Genomic DNA, 14,865 nt, shown 5'->3' with positions numbered 1-14,865 from the left:
GCGTGCTGACCCGCGAGGCCGGCGATGCCCACCTGCATCGCCGCGCCATCCCGGCCGAGGCGCCGGGCTTCCGCCGCGTTGCCCTGCGCGGCACTCCCTATCCCACTCTGGCGCGCGGGCCCGGCACGGTGGCCGGGCTGCTGGTCCGTCCTCCGCCCGCCGCCCTGGTCCGCCTGCACGTCTATGAAGGGCCGTTCTACCGGCTGGCGCCGCTGCGGGTGCGCACGGCGCGCGGGCCGCTATGGGCGCGCGCCTGGATCGCGCCGCCCTGGCGCGCCTCTGGCCGCCCCTGGCCGTGAACGCCGCCTGGATGGCCCGCCTGCTGGCGGAAACCCCGGCGCTGCATGCTCCCCTGGCCGCCCTGGCACGCCTTGATCTGCCGGACGCCTGGATCGGCGCCGGCTTCGTCCGCAACGCGGTCTGGGATGCGCTGCACGGCCGCCCGCCGGGCTTGCGGCCGGGTGCCGACCTCGACGTGGTGTTCTTCGCCCCGCAGGAAGCCGTGCCCGAGACCGCCGTGGAAGCGGCGCTGCATGCCGCTCTGCCCGGCCTCGCCTGGTCCGCGCGGAACCAGGCGCGCATGCACCGCCGCAACGGCGATGCGCCCTATGCCGATACCGCCGACGCCCTGCGGCACTGGCCCGAGACGGCCACGGCCATTGCCGCGCGCTGCGGTCCGGCCGGCATCGAGTTCCTCGCGCCTCTTGGACTGGAGGATCTGTTCGGACTCGTGGTGCGGCCCGGCCCTGCCTTCGCCGGCCGCCCGGAGAAGCTGCGCCTCGTGGCGGAGCGTATTGTCCAGCGGGGGTGGTGCGCGCGCTGGCCGAAGCTGCGCCTGATCGGCCTGCCGCGCCTTCGGCCGGAAGCCTGAGCGCCTTCGCCAAGGCTCCCGGGCCCGGCAGGCTGCTGTCGCCGGCGCAGCCAGGCCCCCTTCCTCCTCCCTCAGCCGTTACCCTTGGCTGCTGATGCATATCAGGGCGGTACCGGCGCTGCGGGGTCGAAATGTGCCTGTGAGGGGCGCCGTTCCCGAACAGCGCATTCTCGCAACCCGACCGAACGACAGTCTGTCTGGAGGATCACCATGGCTGAAGGCTCGATCACGGCATCCGAGAAGTCCACGCAGCAGCCCTCCGCACCGCCCCCCGCCGTGCGGCAGGACCCCTTCTGGCAGCCGCTCGCCACCCTTCGTGAGGAGGTTGATCGCCTGTTCGACGGCTTCTGGCGCGGCGCCGGTCCGGGGCAGGCCCGGCGCGGTGCCGCGGCGCCCGTGGCTGCCTGGCGCTTCGACACCGCCTTCGGTGCCGCGGTCCCGGCCATTGACGTGGTGGAGAGCGAGAAGGAGTACCGCATTACCGCCGAACTGCCCGGCATGGGCCCGGGCGATGTGGATCTCGGCATCTCCGGCGACCTCCTCACCATCAAGGGCGAGAAGAAGGAAGAGAAGGAGGAGAAGACGGAAAGCTACTATCTGTCCGAGCGGCGCTACGGCTCCTTCCAGCGCGCCTTCCAGCTTCCCGAGGGGGTGGACCGTGAGAAGATCGATGCCAGCTTCGACAAGGGCGTGCTGACCGTCGTCCTTCCCAAGACGGCCGAGGCGGCGCAGAAGCAGCGCAAGATCGAGGTCAAGGCAGCTTCCAAATAGGCTGCCCGACCGGCCGGAAGAGGGTCGGGGGGGGGTTTGACGGCGGCGTGACCCGCCCTACCCTTCCGCCCTTCCCTGTGCCGGAGTCCTGCCATGCTGCAACCGCCCCCCGCCGAGCCTGGCATGCGCGAGGAGGAGGTGGACACTCCCGCCCTGCTCCTCGATCTCGACGCCTTCGAAGCCAATCTCGACGCCATGGCGAGCTTCCTCGCTCCGACCGGTGCGAAGCTGCGCGCCCATGCCAAGACCCACAAGTCGCCCATCGTCGCCCTGCAGCAGATCCGTCGCGGCGCCGTCGGGCAGTGCGTGCAGAAGGTGGCGGAGGCCGAGATCCTCGCCTGGGGCGGCGTACCGGACATTCTGGTGAGCAACGAGGTGGTCTCGCCGCGCAAGCTGGCGCGGCTGGCGGCCCTGGCGCGCATCAGCAAGGTGGCGCTCTGCACCGACAATGCCGAGGCCCTCGCCCTGGCGGAGCAGGCCGCCGAGGCGGCCGGCATCCGCCTGCCTGTCCTGGTGGAGATCGATGTCGGGGCCGGCCGTTGCGGGGTGGCGCCCGGGCCGGAGGCGGTGGCGCTCGCCGAACGCATCGCCGGCAGCCGCCATCTCACCTTCGGCGGGCTGCAGGCTTATCATGGCAGCGCCCAGCACATCCGCACGCCCGAAGGCCGGGCGGAGGCGATCAACGGTGCCATCGAGCGCACCCGCCGCACGGTGGAGCAGTTGCGCCAGCGGGGGCTGGACTGCGGCATCGTCGGCGGCGCCGGCACCGGCACCTTCCCGCTGGAGGCCGCCAGCGGCGTCTTCACCGAAATCCAGGCCGGCTCCTACGCCTTCATGGACGCGGACTATGCCGCGAACCAGGAAGCGCCCCCTTTCCGCCACGCCCTTTTCATCCTGACCCAGGTGATGAGCACGCCCAAGCCGGACCTCGCCGTGGTGGATGCCGGGCATAAGGCGGCGCCGACCGATTCCGGTTTCCCGCAGCCCTGGCAGCGGCTGGGCCTGCGCTATGCCGGCGCCTCGGATGAGCATGGCAATATCCGCATCGAGGGCGGTACGCCGCCGAAGCTGGGCGAGAAGCTGCGGCTGGTGCCCGGCCATTGCGACCCGACCATCGATCGCTACGACTGGTTCGTCGGCCTGCGCAACGGTCGGGTGGAGTGCCTGTGGCCGATCGCCGCGCGCGGCGCCATGGCCTGAAGCAGGGCTGGGGGAAGGAATTCCCCCAGACCCCCATCTTTCTTTTGTCAGCTTGGCGCTGCGCTGCCAGCCCGCGCGGGAAACTCCAAGAAGAAGGAAGGGGATCGGACGCACGGCGTCCGGCAGGGAATTCATTCCCCCGGGCTTTTCTTGTCCTTCCTGGTGAGGCGGAACAGCGCCTGCTCGCCGAACAGGTTGGCCAGCCGCACCGTGCGCTCCCAGGGCGCGCGCAGCCCCTTCTCGTCCACCGCCAGCCACTGCTCGACGGCGTAGCCATCCGCCTCGCAGAGGTCGAAGAAATCCAGGATGGTGCAGGGATGGATGTTGGGCGTCTCGTGCCAGGGGCGGCCCCAGGTCTCGGTCATCGGCATCCGGCCGGTGAGGAGGAGCTTCATCCGCACCTCCCAGTGGCCGAAATTCGGGAAGGAGACGATGGCGTAGCGGCCGATCCGCAGCATCTGCCGCAGCACCTCGCGCGGCTTCTCCACCGCGTGCAGCGTGCGCGAGAGCACGACGTAATCGAAGGCGTCGTCCGGATAGAAGGCGAGGTCGGTGTCGGCATCGCCCTGGATCACCGCCAGGCCCTGGGCGACGGCCGCCGTCGCCTGCGCCATGTCGATCTCCATGCCACGCGCATCGGCGCCCTTCTCGCGCGTCAGATGCTCCAGCAGGGCGCCGTCGCCGCAGCCGATGTCGAGCACCTTCGTCCCGGGCGCGATCATGCCCGCGATCAGCCGCAGGTCGAGACGCATGTTCTTGGCGACGTAGCGCACCGGTGCCGTGGTGTCGGGCAATGCGGGAAATCCTGGCCGTGCGGAGATCTCGCCGGGAGCGATACTCCCTGCCCCGCCACAAGGCAAACACCGGAAACGCAAACGGGGGCCGTGAGGCCCCCGCTTTCAGTGCGCCGATAGGTGAGGCGCTCAGGCGGCGCGCAGCACCTTCGGCAGTTCGGCCACCGCGGCGTCGATGAGCTTGGCATCGGCGCTCGCGTCCAGCTTGTCGGCGATCACGTCGCGCGCCGCGGCGGCGGCAATCGCGATGGCGGCGTTGCGCACCTCGGCCAGGGCGCTGGCCTCGGCCGCCTGGATGCGGTCCATCGCCATCCGCTCGCGGCGCTTGGCAGCGGCCTCGGCCTCCGCGGCGGTCGCGGCGGAAACCCGCTCGGCCTCGGCCCTGGCGCGGGCGACCAGCGCCTCGGCCTCGGCCATGGCGGCGACACGGTCCGCCTCGGCCTGACGACGCATCGCCTCGGCCTCGGCGCGCAGGCGGGCCGCCTCATCGAGGTCGGCGCGGATGCGGTTGGCGCGTGCATCGAGCGCCTCGGTCGCCTTGCCCCAGATCGTGCGGCCCAGCAGGACCACGAAGATGACGAAGGAGACGGCGACCCAGAAAACCGGGTTGAGCCAGAAATGCTCGTAATGGTGCATGGCGCCCTCCCTTTACGCCCGGCCCTGGGCGGCCAGCTGGCGCTGCACGGCGGTAGCGGTGGCGGATTCCTGCTTCAGGCCGGTCAGGCGCGTCACCATCGCATTGGCGGTGTCGGTCGCCACCTCGCGCAGCGCGGCCATGGCGGTGTCGCGGGCCGTGCTGATGCGGGCCTCGGCGGCCTCGATCTGTTCGGCGAGGCGGGCATTCAGCGCCTCGTTCTTCGTGGAGGCCTCGGCCTGGGCGGCCTGCAGGGCGCCGGCGATGGCGGCCTGGCTGTCGGCACGCGCCTTGGCGGTGGCATCCTGATAGGCACGAGCGGCGGTATCCGCCTCGGCCTTGGCGGCGCGGGCGGCCTCGAGGTCACCCTCGATTCGCTGGCGGCGCTCCTCCAGCACGGAGGTGACGCGCGGCAGCGCCACATTGGCCAGCACGTAGTACAGGACGCCGAAGATGATCAGCATCCAGACCACCTGCGCCAGCATCAGCGGATTGGAAAAATCCAGCTGCGGCATGCCGCCGGTGGAAGTTTCCTCCATGGCGCCGCCGGCTGTCTCGACCGCGCGCGCGGCGGAAGTCGCCAGCAGGGCCAGCATCCCGGCGAGGGGCATCGGCTTCATCATCTGCATCCCTGTCGTCTTGAGCCCCAACCTTGGTGGTGCGGCGCCGGCCAGAAGCCGGCGCCGCACCGCCGCGGCATCAGGTGAACAGGATGAGGAAGGCGATCAGCAGCGCGAACAGCGCGACGGCTTCCGTCAGGGCGAAGCCCAGGATGCCGATCGGGAACACGGTGTCGCGGGAGGCCGGGTTGCGGGCCACGGACGCGATCAGCGTCGAGAAGATGTTGCCCAGCGCCAGACCGACGCCAAACAGGGCGAGAACGGCAATACCGGCGCCGATCGCCTTCGCAGCAAGCACGATTTCCATCAGAAGAATCCCTTCGCTGATCTGATGTTAAGTCCGCGGGACGCGGGTCGGCAAAGACGTGGCCCCTTTGTGAGGACTGACCCCGTCAGTGCAGATGCACCGCGTCATGCAGATAGATGCTGGTCAGGATGGCGAACACATAGGCCTGCAGGAAGGCCACCAGGAGTTCGAACCCGATCAGGAGAACATTGACCGCCAGCGGCAGCGTCGCGACGAGCGGACCGACGATGCCCAGGCCGCCCAGCAGCACGACGAAGGTGGCGAAGACCTTCAGCAGCACGTGGCCGGCAACCATGTTGGCGAACAGACGGACGGAAAGGCTGATCGGCCGCGAGAGGTAGGACACCACCTCGACCGGCACGATGATGGGCGCGAGCCAAAGCGGCGCGCCCTCGGGGAAGAAGTAGCCGAAGAACTTCTTGCCGTGCAGGGCCAGCGCCACCAGCGTCGTCAGGACGAAGACGATGGCGGCCAGCCCGAAGGTCACGGCGATGTGGCTGGTGTAGGTGAAGGCGTAGGGGAACAGCCCGATCACATTGCCCAGCAGGACAAACATGAACAGGGTGAAGACGAACGGAAAGTACCGCTTGCCCTCGTGCCCGACCTGCCCGACCACCAGGTTCTCGACGAATTCGTAAAAGGTCTCGGCAGCCGCCTGCAGGCGCCCCGGAACGATGGCGCGCGGCGCCATGCCGACGGTCATGAGCAGCACGATGACCGCTGCCGCGATCAGCATGAAGGCATTGGACTGCGTGAAATTCACCGCGGCGCCCACAGGCCCGAGGGCATGCGTCAGCTCGAACTGGCTCAGCGCGTCGATCGTTTTGCCTTCCGCGGCCACTGCGGCTCTCCCGTCATCCGGTGCTACTTGCGCGCGCCCTTCCGGGGGTTGAACAGCCGATAGACGTTCAGAACCCCGGCGACACCACCTATGGCGAAGAACAGCATGAAGAGCCAGGGGAACGTGCCGAGCAAGCGATCGATCAGCCAACCGATTCCGGCCCCGGCGATCAGCGCCGAGACGACCTCGGCGCCGGCCCGCAGGCCGATCCGCAAGGCGCTTGGGGGCAGGCCACCCTGACCGTCCCCATCGGCACCCCGAGTACTCCGCTCAAGACCCTGGCGCTGCCGGGCCTTGCGCAAGCGCTCGTTGAAGTCGTCGCGTCCGTTCACCTTCGCTCCCGCGGTTGCCCCGCCGGTAGGCTGGACGGCTCGTAAGGGGGCGTTCATGTGGTGTCAAGGGCGTGAAGGCCTTGCCGCCGCCGGCGCGGCCTAAGCCACCTGCCGCCCGCTCGGGCCGGTGGTGCGGAACACCTCAGCCAGCGCGGCGGGCGCCATCGGCAAGCCGAGCAGGAAGCCCTGCGCCGCGTCACATCCCAGCTCGTGCAGTGCCGCGAGCTGGGCCGGGGTCTCCACCCCCTCGGCCACCACCTCGGCGCCCAGACCATGCGCCAGCCGCAGGATGGTCTCGACGATCAGGCGGCTGCTGCTGCCCTCCACCTGCAGGGCGCCGATGAAGGCCCGATCCACCTTCAGCACGCTGAAGGGCAGGTGCTGCAGATAGCTGAGCGAGGAATAGCCGGTGCCGAAATCATCCAGCGCCACCCGGACGCCGAACTGCTGCAGCCGCGTCAGCGCCTCCCGCGCGGCCGCGGGGTCCCGGATGAATACGCCCTCCGTCAACTCAACCTCCAGCAGATGAGGCGGCATGCCGCTCTCCCGCAGCGCCGCCTCGACCAGGGCCGGCGCCTGGTCGTTCGCGAAGAGCGCCGCCGAGAGGTTCACCGCCACGCGCACCTCCAGCCCTTCCCCCTGCCAGGCAAGCACCTGTGCGCAGGCCTGCCGCAGCACGTACCGGGCGAGCAGGGCGGCCATCCCCGCTTCCTCCGCCACCGGCACGAAGCGTGCCGGCGAGATCGGCCCGCGCTCCGGATGCATCCAGCGCAGCAGCGCCTCGCAGCCGACCGGCCGATCGGTGCGCAGGCAGAATTTCGGCTGGTAGACCAGGGTCAGCTCCCCCCGCTCCAGCGCCAGGCGCAGCTCCGCCTCCAATAGGCGCTGCTCCAGCCAGGCCTGCTCCATGCCGGTGTCGAACATCACCGCGCAGCCACGCCCCTCCGCCTTGGCGTGGTAGAGCGCCCGATCGGCCCGCTGCTGCAGCAGCTCCAGCGAGTTTCCCTGCTGCGGCCCCAGCACCGTGCCGATGCTGGCGCCACAGCGGACGACCGAACCCTCGATGGTGAAGGGCTCCTCCAGCAGTCGCACCAGCCGCCCGGCCAGGCGCCGCGCGTCCTCCGGGCTCCAGACGTCGCGCTGGATCACCGCGAACTCGTCGCCGCCAATCCGCGCGGCCATGTCGCCGCGGCGCAGGCAGGTGCGCATCCGCTCGGCTGCCGCCACCAGCAGCTTGTCGCCGACGGGATGGCCCAGGCTGTCGTTGATCGTCTTGAAACGGTCGAGGTCGATCAGGTGCAGGGCGAAATCGCCCGTGAGCCCGAGCTTCGCCTGCCCGAGCATGGCGCGCAGCCGGGTGGTGTAGAGCACCCGGTTGGGCAGGTCGGTCAGGGCGTCATGCTCGGCCAGGTAGCGAATGCGGTCCTCGGCCTGCTTGCGCTCGGTGATATCGAGCGAGATGACCACCACCCGCTCCGCCTCACCCGCATCGTTCTTCACCGCCACGGCCGTGGTCAGCAGGGTGCGCGGCTCGCCGGAGGCGTTGCACAGGCTGTCCTCCTGGAAGGGCAGCGGCCCGGGTGAGGACAGCACCAGATGGACCAGTGCCAGCACATTGCCGGCGCCCCCCGTCTCGTCACACTGCGGCGTCGCCTCCTCGCTCCCGTGGAAGCTCGCATGCGCCTCGTTCACGAACAGGCAGCGGCCTTTCCGGTCGAAGGTGCTGATCATCGCCGGGACACTGTCCATCAGGATGCGCAGGGTGCGCTCCGCCTCGGACTGGCGCGCCGCGGCGGCCTCGGCCTGCTGCCGCAGGCGCAGCGCCCGGCGCGTTTCCACCATCAGCAGGGCGATCAGCAGCCCTGCCGAGAGCAGCAGCCCCATCGCGGAGGCGATGAAGGTCCAGTGCAGGCTGCGCAGCCCGGTGACGGCATGGTCCGCCGCCTCCTGCTGGTCGAGGTGGAGCATCCGCAGCGCGGCGGCGAGTTGCACCTCCAGCTCCCGGTAGCTGGCGTAGAGGCGCGGCAGCGCCGTGGCCTCGCCGGCGAGCAGCTTCTGCAGGTCCTCGTCCAGCACCCGCAGGATTCCGGCGATCCGCGGCAGCACCCCGTGCAGGCGTTCCAGCTGGGTGTATTCATTCGGGTCGTCGCCGCTGCCGAGCAGCTTGATGCGGCTGTAGAGGATCTCGAAACGCTGTTCGAGCTGCCAGGCCGGCAGGGCCTGGGCGGCGTAGCGGCTGAGCGCGGCGTCGAAGCGCGCCGCCTCGAAGGCGGCCTGGGTGGTCATCCACAGCCCGCTGCGCAACAGCTGCCCCTCCCGCCGGTACTGGGCACCGATATGCAGGAACGAGGCGCCGAGCGAGATGAGGAACAGCAGCGCGGCGATCCCCAGGCCGAACTTGAACAGCAGCCGCCCATGGCGGAGCTGGGCTGCCAGCCCCGCCAGCAGCCAGGCGCGCGACGCGGCTGCCGAAAGGCCACCGCCGGATGGCACGGTTACCGGACCTCGATGCGCTGCAGCTGCCAGATCGACCGCTCGTGGTACGTCATCTGGTCAAGCGCCGGCCGCTCCGACCAGGGGTAGACGAGCCAGATCGGCCCCCGGTCGCGGATGCGCATCGGCCTTCCATCCAGCCGCGTGGCCAGGAAGGCGCCATGCAGCCGGGCGTCCTCCTCGGGAATGACCACGGTGTAGTCGTTCAGGGCAACGGTATGCAGCACCGTGCCATGGGCGCCGACGGCCTGCAGCAGCCGTGCCAGCGGCACGCCGGAGAAGACCTGCATGCCGGCCGTCCAGGGGGTGGTCGTCCGCAGCTCCTGCAACCCAAGCGCCTCCAGCTCTTCCAGGCCGAAGCGCCGCATGCCCTCCGGCGCACCGGCGATCAGCCCGGTCACGACGAGGGAGGGAGGCGGAGCCATCTCGGCGGCCCGGGTTACGCCTGGAAACAGGCTCAGCAACCCTGGCAGGAGCGTGAAGACACGGCGACGAGGAAGCATCTTCCTTCTCCGAGCGGCAGGTAGGGAGAAGATGTGCCGCTACGGAGAGCTAAACAACACAGATTCGTGATGATGCGGTTAACGCCCACCCTCCACCAACTCCGCTGCCACACCCAGGTCTACCGAGAGCAGCCGGCTGACCCCCCGCTCCTGCATCGTCACGCCATAGAGCCGGTGCATCCGCGCCATGGTCAGCGGGTGGTGGGTGACCACCAGGAAACGGGTGCCCGCCTCCTCCGCCATCGCCTCCAGCAGGCCGCAGAGCCGCTCGACATTGGCGTCGTCCAGCGGCGCGTCCACCTCGTCGAGCACGCAGACCGGCGCGGGCTGGCAGCGGAACACGGCGAAGATCAGCGAAAGCGCCGTCAGCGCCTGCTCGCCGCCCGAGAGCAACGAGAGGGTGGCGAGCTTCTTGCCCGGCGGCTCGGCATAGATCTCCAGCCCGGCCTCCAGCGGGTCCTCGCTGCCGACCAGCGCCAGATGCGCCCGCCCGCCGCCGAACAACCGGCCGAACAGGGCGCGGAATTCGGCATCCACCCGGTTGAAGACGGCGCGCAGCCGCTCCCGCCCCTCGCGGTTCAGATGGCCGATCGAGCCGCGCAACTTGGCAATGGCGGTGCCGATCTCGTCGCGGTCGCGATCGATGGCGCCGATCCGCGCTTCCATCTCCGCCACCTCCTGCTCGGCCCGCAGGTTGACGGGCCCCATTTCCTCGCGCTCGCGCGCCAGCCGCTCGGCCTTGCGGCGCGCCTTGTCCTCCGCCGCGTCGGAGAGATCCTCCGGCGGTTCCGGCAGGGCGGCGTCCTCCCCCAGCCGCTCGACGAGGCGGGCGGCCACCGAGCCCGCCGCCTGCTCCGCCTGCTCCACCGCGGCCTGGGCGCGCACCTGCGCCTCGCGCGCCGCGGCGAAGGCGGCATCCGCCTGCCGCCGGCCCTCCGCCGCCTCGCGATCCTCCGTCTCGGCGGCCCTCAGCTTCGCGGCGGCGGCCTCGTGCCGGGCCTTGGCCTCAGCCAGCACCCTTCCGGCGGCGGCGCGGCGGGCGGCCGCCTCCTCCGGGGCACTGACGGCCGCCTCGCGGGCGGCGGCCGCTTCCTCGGCGCGGCGATCCAGCTCGGCCAGGCGCGCCGCAGCGGTCTCCCGCCGCTCGGCCCAGGAGGTGCGCTCCTGCGCCAGCGCGGCGAGCCGTCCGGCAGCGCGCTCCGTCTCCGCGGCCAGCGCGGCGGCGACGTCACGCGCCGCCCCTGCCCGCGCGCGGCCGGCGGCCAAGGCCTGCCGCGCCGTCTCCACCGCCTGCCGCATCCCATCGAGGTCCGGCAGCGCGGTCAGGGCGGCCTCCGCCTCGGCCTGCAGGCGCTCGGCCTCGGCGCGATCCTCCGTCACGCGGGCGAGCTGCGGCGCCAGCGCGCGCAACCGGCTCTCCGCGCTGGCGGCCCGGCTGGCCAGCCGGGATTCCTCCGCCCGCGCCCCCTCCAGCCCCGCCTCGGCCTTGCGTCGCGCATCCCGCGCGCCGGCCTCGGCAGCCTGGGCGGCGCTTTCCTCCTGCGCCGCCGCCTCGCGCGCCACGCGGGCGGCGGTGGCATCCGGCAGGGTGGCGAGCACCCCCTCGGCGGCCTCGCGGGCCGCCTGCGCCGCCTGCAGCTCGGTCTCCAGCCGCTCCAGCTGCGGCCCGAGCGCGGCCAGCCGGCTCTCCGCCCGCTCGGCCTGGGCGGCGAGCCGCGCCTCGGCTTCGCGCGCACGGGCCAGCGTGGTCTCGGCGGCGCTGCGCGCGGCGCGGGCCTGGGACTCGGCCCCGGCCGCCTGCGTCTCGGCGTGCTTCGCCGCCTCGGCGGTGGCGGCGACCTCCTTCGCGGCGGCCACCGCCTGCTCCAGCGCCTGCTCGGCGGCCCGCAACCGGTTGCGCTGGGTCAGCCGCACCGCGCCCGGGCTGGGCGCTCCGGCCTGGATGCCGTGCCCATCCCAGCGCCACAGCGCGCCCTCGCGGGAGACCAGGCTCTGCCCCGGCGCCAGCCGCGCCTGCAGCGCCGCGCCATCGATTCCCGCATCCAGCAGCCCGACCTGCGACAAGGCGCGCGCCAGCTCCGGCGGCGCCTCAACCAGCCGGCCGAGGGGCGTGGCACCCTCCGGCAGCGGTGCCGGCGCCTCCAGCGGCGGCAAGCGGCGCCAATGACGCGGCGCGCGCGGATCGGCGGGGCTTTCCAGCGCCTCGCCCAAGGCCGCGCCGAGCGCCGCTTCCAGCCCCTGCGGCACCACCACGGCTTCCAGGATCGGTGCCGCCGCGCCCGGCTCGCCGGAGCGCAGCAGGTCGGCGAGGCCCTGCCGCTCGGCCCCGGCGCGGGCGCGGGCGGCCTCGGCGGCGCTGGCATTGCCGCGGGCCAGCGCATGCGCCCCGGCGGCGGCGCTGCGCGCGCCCTCCGCCTCGGCCAGCGCCTTGCGCGCCGCGGCGAGCCGGGCCTCCGCCTCGGCGGTGGCGGTACGGGCGGCGTCCAGCGCGGTGGGATCCGGCTGCTCGGCGGCGGCGGCGTCGCGCTCGCGGCGCAGCCGGTCGCGCTGCTCCGTCACCTGCCGCGCGCGGTTGGCGGCGGCGTCGCGTTCAGCGGTGGCGCGGCTGCGCCCCGCCTCGGCCTCGGCGACCGCGCGCCGGGCGGCGGCATGCCGCTCCTGCGCGGCGGCGCGGGCGGTCTCGGCCTGCTCCAGCGCGGCACGCGCCTCGGCCAGCGCCGCCTCGGCGGCCTGCCGGGCGGCGCCGGCGGCCTCGATCGTCTCAGGCGCGACATGGGCGGCCTCGGCCTCGCGCTGCTGGCCCAGAAGGGCCTCATGCTGCTGCCGCAGCCGCTCGGCGCGCTGCCGGGCCGCGTTCACCTCGCCACTGACCCGTGCCTGCTCGGCAGCCGCCTCGGCGGCCTGCTGCGCGGCGCGGTCGGCCTCGCGCTCCAGCCTGGCCACGGCCTCCTCGGCCTCCACCTGCTCGGCCCGCGCGGCCTCGCGGCGCTCCGGCAGGGCGGCGGCCACGCCTTCCAGCGTCCGCGCCTCCTCGGCCAGCCGCCCCTCGGCGGCGCCGGCATCCTCGACCAGCCTCCGGGCATGGCCGAGATCGTCCCGGATCTGCGCCAGCCGCGCCTCGGCATCGGCCAGGGTGGCGCGGGCGCGGCGCTCCTCCGCCTCCAGCCCTTCCGACTCGACGCGGTGCCGCTCCAGCGCGGTGCGCGCCTCGGCCTCCTCGGCGCGCGGCGCGGGCAGCGCCCGCTCAGCCGTGAAGGCGCGCTGGGTGGCCTCGGCGGCGGCCTGCTCGGCGCGGCCGGTGGCGGCGCGGGCGGCGGCGTAGGCGTTGCGGCTGCCGGTCAGCGCCTTCTCGGCGCGGGCGACCAGCAGCGAGAAATACTCGGCCTCCGCCTGCCGGGTCAGGCCGGAGAGGTTGCGGTAGCGCGCCGCCTGCCGGGCCTGGCGCTGCAGCGACTGCCGCTGCACCTCGAGCTGCCCCTTCAGGTCGTCGGCGCGGGTCAGGTTCTGCTCGGCCTGGCGCAGCTTCAGCTCGGCCTCGTGCTTGCGGGCGCGCAGCCCGGCGATGCCGGCGGCCTCCTCCAGCACCTGCCGGCGCTCCTCCGGCTTGGCGGCGATCAGCGTGGCCACCTTGCCCTGGCTCACCATGGCCGAGGAGCGGGCGCCGCTGCCGATATCGGCGAACAGCGTCTGCACGTCCCGCCCGCGCACCTCGCGGCCGTTGATGCGGAAGCCGGTGCCCTCGCCGCGCACGATGCGGCGGGTGATCTCCAGCTCGGCCGCCTCCTGGTGCGGCGGCGGGGCGAGGCCGGAGGCCTCCTCCAGCAGCAGCGTCACCTCAGCCTGGTTGCGGCCCGCGCGGGTGGCGGTGCCGGCGAAGATGACGTCGTCCATCTCGCCGCCGCGCATGGCGCGGGCATTGGTCTCGCCCATCGCCCAGCGCAGCGCCTCGACGACGTTGGACTTGCCGCAGCCATTCGGGCCGACGATGCCGGTCAGGCCCGGCAGCACGTCCAGCGTGGTCGGCTCGGCGAAGGACTTGAAGCCGGCGATGCGCAAGCGCGACAGCACCGCCCGCAGGGCCGCGGCGCGTGCCGCGGCCTCCGTGGCGGCGTCCCGCGCCGGCGCGTTCTCCTCGGGCGCGGTGCCCTCTTCCCGGGCGCCGCCTTCGGACACAACCTCGGTCAAGTGCCGGAGGCCTCCTGGACCAGTTGCGCGAAGCGGTCGAAGGACAGAGCACCCGGCACCACCTTGCTGCCGAAGACGAAGGTGGGGGTGGAGTTCACCTTGTACTGCTGCTCGGCCTTCAGCCGCTCCTCCAGGATGGCGCGGCGCAGCGCCTCATCATTGATGGCGGCGTCCACCTGCTGCCGGTTCATCCCCGCCAGGGCGGCGACCTTGGCGATCTCGGCGATGTTGTCGGCGTTGCGGTTGAAGGCCCAGCGCTCCTGGCTGGCGAGCAGCGCGCTGATGAAGCCCTCGTAGCGCTCCGGCGGCAGGGCGCGCGCCACCTGCGCGGCGGCCAGGGCGAGCTGATCCAGCGGGAAGTCGCGCCAGACCATTCGCATCTTGCCCTTTTCCACCAGCTCCTGCTTCACGCGCGGCCAGGTCTCGCGGTGGAAGGCGGCGCAATGCGTGCAGGTCAGCGAAAAGAATTCCTGCACCGTCACCGGCGCGTCGGCCGGGCCGGCCGAGCGCTCGCCGAGGCGCGGGTCGGTCCCCTGCGTGGTCCCCTGGGCGGTGGCGGCGACCGGGAGCAGGATGGCCGGAGCCAGCATCAGCGTGCGGCGGGAGAGGGACATGGAAGCTCCTTCGGCTTGACGATGGCGGCACCCCGTCCGGGTGGCCGGGCTGCGCTGTCTCTACCGCAGAACCCCACCCCGAGGCGATCCCGCCGCAGATGGCCGGGCGGCGGGCGCCTGTCCATCCACCGTTGCACTTCGCCACGCAGGCGGAGGCCCGCCGGGGACCCGCCAAGACCCGATCAGAAGGGCGGCTCACCGTCCAGAGTTGTTCTATCTATAGCGAGGCGGCTGGGCTTGCGGCAGCCTTCGCATCTTTCTGGCCGCAATGCGGCATGAGCGTAGATCGTGTATCTGGCGAACCTTGCCACAGCGCGGGTAGACGCAGGCCATGGACCAGAAACTACAGGAAATTTCCACCCCTGACGGAAATAACGGACCTTGAAAGGCGATCCTGTTGTTTTTATCGCGGACAGATGTTGAGCAGGAGAATCCGAACAAACGGTCACGACTATAAAAAAAATCCTGTTATTATCCGTCATGATGAGAAGAGCATTATTCTGTCTTTTTCTGCATTTCGCTGCTTTGTGGATTTTTCTAAGGGATAATATTTCTATGCGCCATATACATTGCTGCCTTTTCTAGGTTGCCGACTCAATCAGGGGAGCCAGAAACAAGCGGTTGCGACGAGCGCGATGGCGGAGAGGAAGTTCCTGGCCAAGCGGTCGTAGCGCGTAGCGATGCGCCGCCAGTCCTTCAT

Annotated in this window: 14 protein-coding genes and 1 pseudogene; 4 read left to right on the top strand and 11 right to left on the bottom strand. The window is 71.8% G+C overall.

Translation table 11 applies throughout. The features are described from left to right. Positions 1-2: 2 nt before the first annotated feature. From QMO56_RS22155 to QMO56_RS22140, 4 genes are all read left to right on the top strand, one after another. Entirely contained in the window at positions 3-299 is a 297-nt protein-coding gene (locus QMO56_RS22155) for a gamma-glutamylcyclotransferase family protein (protein ID WP_283529412.1), read from the top strand. Further along, the gene (locus QMO56_RS22150) at positions 242-871 is read left to right on the top strand and encodes a nucleotidyltransferase family protein (RefSeq protein WP_283529411.1); all 630 of its coding nucleotides are present in this window, start codon (positions 242-244) and stop codon (positions 869-871) included. The genes QMO56_RS22155 and QMO56_RS22150 overlap by 58 nt, the downstream gene beginning before the upstream one ends. 210 nt (positions 872-1,081) lie before the next feature. Beyond that, positions 1,082-1,642, top strand: coding sequence for an Hsp20/alpha crystallin family protein (locus tag QMO56_RS22145; protein ID WP_283529410.1), 561 nt, complete (start codon positions 1,082-1,084; stop codon positions 1,640-1,642). A gap of 93 nt (positions 1,643-1,735) precedes the next feature. After that, a complete protein-coding gene (locus QMO56_RS22140) occupies positions 1,736-2,842 on the top strand; it encodes a DSD1 family PLP-dependent enzyme (protein ID WP_283529409.1) in 1,107 nt (368 codons plus the stop codon). Between the two features lie 131 nt (positions 2,843-2,973). On the opposite strand, the gene metW is transcribed toward QMO56_RS22140, so the two are convergent. The 11 genes and pseudogenes from metW to QMO56_RS22085 form a co-directional block, all read right to left on the bottom strand. After that, entirely contained in the window at positions 2,974-3,594 is a 621-nt protein-coding gene (metW, locus tag QMO56_RS22135; RefSeq protein ID WP_283529450.1) for a methionine biosynthesis protein MetW, read from the bottom strand. Between the two features lie 171 nt (positions 3,595-3,765). After that, positions 3,766-4,272: a F0F1 ATP synthase subunit B gene (locus tag QMO56_RS22130; RefSeq protein WP_283529408.1), complete on the bottom strand. Its 507-nt coding sequence runs from the start codon at positions 4,270-4,272 to the stop codon at positions 3,766-3,768. 12 nt (positions 4,273-4,284) lie between these two features. Further along, positions 4,285-4,890: a F0F1 ATP synthase subunit B' gene (locus QMO56_RS22125; RefSeq protein WP_283529407.1), complete on the bottom strand. Its 606-nt coding sequence runs from the start codon at positions 4,888-4,890 to the stop codon at positions 4,285-4,287. Positions 4,891-4,969: 79 nt separating this feature from the next. After that, a complete protein-coding gene (locus QMO56_RS22120; protein ID WP_076959667.1) occupies positions 4,970-5,197 on the bottom strand; it encodes an ATP synthase subunit C family protein in 228 nt (75 codons plus the stop codon). 85 nt (positions 5,198-5,282) lie between these two features. Continuing rightward, the gene (locus tag QMO56_RS22115; RefSeq protein WP_283529405.1) at positions 5,283-6,038 is read right to left on the bottom strand and encodes a F0F1 ATP synthase subunit A; all 756 of its coding nucleotides are present in this window, start codon (positions 6,036-6,038) and stop codon (positions 5,283-5,285) included. Between the two features lie 23 nt (positions 6,039-6,061). Further along, positions 6,062-6,370: an AtpZ/AtpI family protein gene (locus QMO56_RS22110; RefSeq protein ID WP_283529404.1), complete on the bottom strand. Its 309-nt coding sequence runs from the start codon at positions 6,368-6,370 to the stop codon at positions 6,062-6,064. Positions 6,371-6,469: 99 nt separating this feature from the next. After that, positions 6,470-8,863: a bifunctional diguanylate cyclase/phosphodiesterase gene (locus tag QMO56_RS22105; protein ID WP_283529403.1), complete on the bottom strand. Its 2,394-nt coding sequence runs from the start codon at positions 8,861-8,863 to the stop codon at positions 6,470-6,472. Between the two features lie 2 nt (positions 8,864-8,865). Next, positions 8,866-9,288 (bottom strand): molybdopterin-dependent oxidoreductase, encoded by a 423-nt coding sequence (locus tag QMO56_RS22100; RefSeq protein WP_283529402.1) that lies wholly within the window; start codon positions 9,286-9,288, stop codon positions 8,866-8,868. A 156-nt stretch (positions 9,289-9,444) separates the two neighbouring features. Further along, a complete protein-coding gene (locus QMO56_RS22095) occupies positions 9,445-13,443 on the bottom strand; it encodes a chromosome segregation SMC family protein (protein ID WP_408906545.1) in 3,999 nt (1,332 codons plus the stop codon). A 104-nt stretch (positions 13,444-13,547) separates the two neighbouring features. Further along, positions 13,548-14,165: a thioredoxin domain-containing protein gene (locus QMO56_RS22090; protein ID WP_283529400.1), complete on the bottom strand. Its 618-nt coding sequence runs from the start codon at positions 14,163-14,165 to the stop codon at positions 13,548-13,550. 598 nt (positions 14,166-14,763) lie between these two features. Next, a pseudogene (locus QMO56_RS22085) lies at positions 14,764-14,865 on the bottom strand (IS5/IS1182 family transposase); the annotation flags it as partial.

This window comes from Roseomonas sp. E05 (assembly GCF_030063475.1).
Taxonomy (GTDB): Bacteria; Pseudomonadota; Alphaproteobacteria; order Acetobacterales; family Acetobacteraceae; genus Pseudoroseomonas.
This window is presented reverse-complemented; position numbering and strand designations above follow the sequence as displayed.

Bases quoted from the DNA above. Each gene is read 5' to 3' on its own strand.
- QMO56_RS22120 (WP_076959667.1), bottom strand. From the start codon at position 5,197: ATGGAAATCGTGCTTGCTGCGAAGGCGATCGGCGCCGGTATTGCCGTT.
- QMO56_RS22100 (WP_283529402.1), bottom strand. From the start codon at position 9,288: ATGGCTCCGCCTCCCTCCCTCGTCGTGACCGGGCTGATCGCCGGTGCG.
- QMO56_RS22090 (WP_283529400.1), bottom strand. From the start codon at position 14,165: ATGTCCCTCTCCCGCCGCACGCTGATGCTGGCTCCGGCCATCCTGCTC.
- QMO56_RS22125 (WP_283529407.1), bottom strand. From the start codon at position 4,890: ATGAAGCCGATGCCCCTCGCCGGGATGCTGGCCCTGCTGGCGACTTCC.
- metW (WP_283529450.1), bottom strand. From the start codon at position 3,594: ATGCGTCTCGACCTGCGGCTGATCGCGGGCATGATCGCGCCCGGGACG.
- QMO56_RS22145 (WP_283529410.1), top strand. From the start codon at position 1,082: ATGGCTGAAGGCTCGATCACGGCATCCGAGAAGTCCACGCAGCAGCCC.
- QMO56_RS22130 (WP_283529408.1), bottom strand. From the start codon at position 4,272: ATGCACCATTACGAGCATTTCTGGCTCAACCCGGTTTTCTGGGTCGCC.
- QMO56_RS22150 (WP_283529411.1), top strand. From the start codon at position 242: ATGGGCGCGCGCCTGGATCGCGCCGCCCTGGCGCGCCTCTGGCCGCCC.
- QMO56_RS22140 (WP_283529409.1), top strand. From the start codon at position 1,736: ATGCTGCAACCGCCCCCCGCCGAGCCTGGCATGCGCGAGGAGGAGGTG.